Consider the following 3642-nt stretch of genomic DNA (forward strand, 5'->3'; position numbering starts at 1 on the left):
CTACCATGCATATGCCACATGTATCTCTGCGGATGGTGGCTATTCTGCTGGTGAGGAAATACTGCTTGCCGCATGGGCTTCTGATGCCGCTGACGGCCGTGGCGTGAGCTTGCGACCTGATGCCACTAATATCAAGGTCGTTATGGGTGCAAATGGTCTTGTGATGTTATCTGCAACCGGCGGATATAGTTATAAATCGAACCCTTCATCGACTTGGAAACTCATCATAAGAGCATGGGCATGACAAGATTTCTCGTTGATGGCAATGGTTTCTATGTTGGCGGAGCAGGCAGGGCCTTCAACGTATCCAGTACGCGATTACGCTTTAGGCCAAGTAGATACTGACGCCTTGTCGGCTCCATATTGATATCAGTTGTGAAGCGACTTTCGTGCAGCCATCCGTCTATTCTCTCAAAGAGGGCATCGGCTACAGGAACGTTGGGGGCCACCGGAACTCGTTCGAGGCGCGCTTGACCCAGGTCTCTTCTGTCGATGTGGCGATAGAGACGATGCCAGTTGAGGCCACCAGTGTCGAAGTCGTCGAGCCAATCCCTTCCGAAGTTGAGGCGGCTTGTGCCGAGCCTGCCCATGTTGAAGAGAGCAAAGCCAGGCCAAAGGTACCACCTACGATCCGGAGTTGTGCGAACCAACCCGGCAACGACCGCCCCTTCCAACAACCGAAATGGATCTGTTCGTTCAACAGGGAATAGGTCGTGGTCCAGGAAGCCCGCCATCAGCGGCCGGTTTTCACGGATGATGTTCTGCCAAGCCCAATTCAATGCGTAGCCGTGTGATTTGCCACCTTCCTTTTCGCTCCCCAACCACGGGTTACCCGGTACCGGGACGAACGCGACGTTAGCGGCAAGACATATTTCTTGGATCTCGTCGCGCGCTGACAGGTTCGATGAATTGTCAGCAATGACATGAATGGCGTCACGCACAAAGCGCCCAATGAGTTTGGTTTGCCAGTCGATCACTTGAGGATCATTAAAGCTGATCGTAATCAGCACCTTTCGGCCTTGCAGGCGGGGTAGCGGAACAGGTTGGGCGTTCCTGGTGAGGGCGGCCACTTCGCGGAGTTGGTAGCGCAGGTGATTCTTCCGATCGATGACCGGCCGCAATCTCAGCCATTCACGGGCAGAATACTTCACCAAAGAGCGTGGCATGCCTGATTCTCAAGTCACCCGCGTTAAAGTCTCGTTCTGGTGCTTAGCGATGAAATCGGCGACTGAATTGTGGAAGTCGGGCATGGCGGCTTCAATCTTGTCGTCGCTCCAGTCCCACCACCGAATGGCAAGCAGATCGGCTATTACTTCTGGCTCGAACCGATGCCTGATCAACCTCGCCGGGTTGCCCGCAACGACTCCGTAGGGTGGCACGTCCTTCGTGACCACCGAGCCAGCACCAACTATTGCTCCGTGACCGATGGTGACGCCGGAAAGCACGATGGCGCGCGAGCCTATCCACACATCGTTGCCGACAGTGATCGGCCCCTTGGTGAGATCCCTGTCGGCGCCTGCGAAAGGATAAGTAGACACCAGCGACATGGGATGTTCGCCGGCAGCGATAAACAATACGCCGGCAGCGATAGAGCAATAGCTACCAATCGTAACTGGCGCCTCGGCCGTCGCTTGAAAAACGTTGGCGACATCAACGCCGTAGGTCTTGCGCCCCACAGTCACGTATCTGCCTGGGTACGGCTTTCGCAAGCCTAGTTTAGTTCGCAATTCTCGGAACATCGCCATACTGCGTCGATACCTCACACAGTTAGGTCGGTACAGCCCCTGGCTCAAAGCTTAGGGGCACGTGATCAAGCAACAGATAACGAATTCTTTGTCACGGCCTTTTCGCTCTAGCGAAACAGCGTTCCAGCGTCGCTGCCCGCGCTCTGCGGTTCATTTTATGCCCGCATTTCTCAACCACAGGAGAGACTGTCATGACTGACCCCGTCTTCGGGATCACGATCCGCCGCGACGCCAACGAGGCGGCGGTGCCGTCGAATGCGCTGATGAGCGTCGTCGGCATCTGCATGCCCTTCGCCAAGGCCGCCACCGCCGCGCAGGAAGCTTTCGACGCGGCTTTCCCCGAAGGCGTCGCGGTGCGCATGAACTCCAACGACAGCACGAAGCTGGCGCTTTGCGATCTTGATTCGCTCTTCATCGACGCCGTCGAAGGCATCAATGCGCAGCTCGGCCCTTACCAGGTTGCCGCCCAGCTCGTCGTCAACCGTGTCGCCGAGGGCGATGATATCGCCGAGACGATCGCCAACATCGTCGGCTCGTCGGTCAACGGCACCGGCATCAACGCCTTCGTCAATGCGGGCGCCGATCTCGGCGTCTACCCGCGCCTCATCATGACGCCCGGTTACACGACCCAGCAGTTTGGCGCGCTGACCAGCCTTGCGCTCACCACGCAAGGGACCAACATGACCGCGGCGCCGGCCGTCGCCTTCACCGGCGGCGGCGCCGATCCGAACAAGGTCCTGCCGACCGCCCATGCCGTCATGGGCACCGGGCCCGACGCGCAGAAGGTGGCCTCGCTAGTCATCGACAATCCCGGCGCCTATCTCTCGGCGCCGCTCAACGTCACCTTCACCGGCGGCGGCGCCGATGCCGGCAAGGTGCTGCCGACCGCGACCGCAACGGTCGAGGAACTCGCCAATGCAGTCTGCGCGGCGCTTCCCGAAGTGCTGAACAAGATCCTGGCCGTGGCGATCGTCGACGGGCCGAACGGCCTTTCCGCCTTCACCCAATGGCGCGAGACCCTGTCGTCGGACCGCCTGATCCCGGTCACGCCCGGCGTCAAGCGCATCGACAAGGATGGCGATGTCGTCACCCGGCCGGCCGCGCCGCGCATCGCCGGCGTCGCCGTGCGCCGCGACTATGAGAATGACGGCCGGCCGTTCCGCTCCTGGGCGAACCAGGCGCTCTACGGCATCGTCGGGCCCGAGCAGAACTACCGCTTCTCGCTCACCGACGGCTCGACCGAAGGGCAGGAGATACTCGCGGCTCAAGGGGGCATCATCGTGCGCGGCGACAGCGGCGACGACTTCGCCATCGCTGAGGGCGGCTTCGTCTATATCGGCACCGACAATTTGTCGGCCCAGACGATCTGGCAGCAGTATCACAAGGTGCGCGGCCGCGACTTCATCGAGCTCACCTGCCTGCGCACGCTGCGCCAGTTCCTCGGCAAGTTCAACCTGACGACCCAAACCATCCAGTCGGTCGTCAACACCGTGCACGACATCCTCGCCAAGGCGGAAGCCAATGGCGACATCCTTGGCTTCAAATGCCGCTTCGATCTGGAGCTCAACAACGCGCAGGATCTGCGCTCCGGTCACATCTATATCGACGCGCAATTCGAGGAAGCGCCGGTGTTCCGCCGCCTGACCATGACCAGCCGGCCCTATGCGCCCGCCCTGCAGGCGACGATCGACGAACTGATCGCCAGGCAGAACCTGATCTCCTGATCTGCCTCACGCCGCGCACCGGCGGCTTTGCCGCCTGCGGCTCCGGCGGGGCGCGGCATAGGCCGCGACGCCCGGTCGGGCTTGCGGGCTTCGCCCGAACCACCAAACCCTCGCAAAAGGAAGCCTCCCATGGCCGAGAAACTTCTGCTGCTCGAACAGGTCAACCTCTTCGT

General features: G+C 60.3%; 4 protein-coding genes. 2 read left to right on the plus strand and 2 right to left on the minus strand.

What is annotated here, in order from left to right:
* Positions 1-244: hypothetical protein (locus tag EOA27_RS41625; RefSeq protein ID WP_210214175.1), on the plus strand; the 244-nt coding region annotated here is incomplete at its 5' end.
* 28 nt (positions 245-272) lie between these two features.
* Here EOA27_RS41625 and EOA27_RS27330 read toward each other — a convergent pair.
* Positions 273-1166, minus strand: coding sequence for a hypothetical protein (locus EOA27_RS27330; protein ID WP_126082997.1), 894 nt, complete (start codon positions 1164-1166; stop codon positions 273-275).
* Positions 1167-1175: 9 nt separating this feature from the next.
* A complete protein-coding gene (locus tag EOA27_RS43005; protein WP_281059482.1) occupies positions 1176-1676 on the minus strand; it encodes a CatB-related O-acetyltransferase in 501 nt (166 codons plus the stop codon).
* A gap of 260 nt (positions 1677-1936) precedes the next feature.
* Here EOA27_RS43005 and EOA27_RS27340 point away from each other — a divergent pair, with 260 nt between their 5' ends.
* Positions 1937-3469 carry a phage tail protein gene (locus tag EOA27_RS27340; RefSeq protein WP_127257722.1) on the plus strand — a complete coding sequence of 511 codons (1533 nt, stop codon included), beginning with the start codon at positions 1937-1939 and terminating at the stop codon, positions 3467-3469.
* Positions 3470-3642: the final 173 nt, after the last annotated feature.

Source organism: Mesorhizobium sp. M2A.F.Ca.ET.037.01.1.1 (assembly GCF_003998075.1).
Lineage (GTDB): Bacteria > Pseudomonadota > Alphaproteobacteria > Rhizobiales > Rhizobiaceae > Mesorhizobium.

Bases quoted from the DNA above. Each gene is read 5' to 3' on its own strand.
- EOA27_RS27340 (WP_127257722.1), top strand. From the start codon at position 1,937: ATGACTGACCCCGTCTTCGGGATCACGATCCGCCGCGACGCCAACGAG.
- EOA27_RS27330 (WP_126082997.1), bottom strand. From the start codon at position 1,166: ATGCCACGCTCTTTGGTGAAGTATTCTGCCCGTGAATGGCTGAGATTG.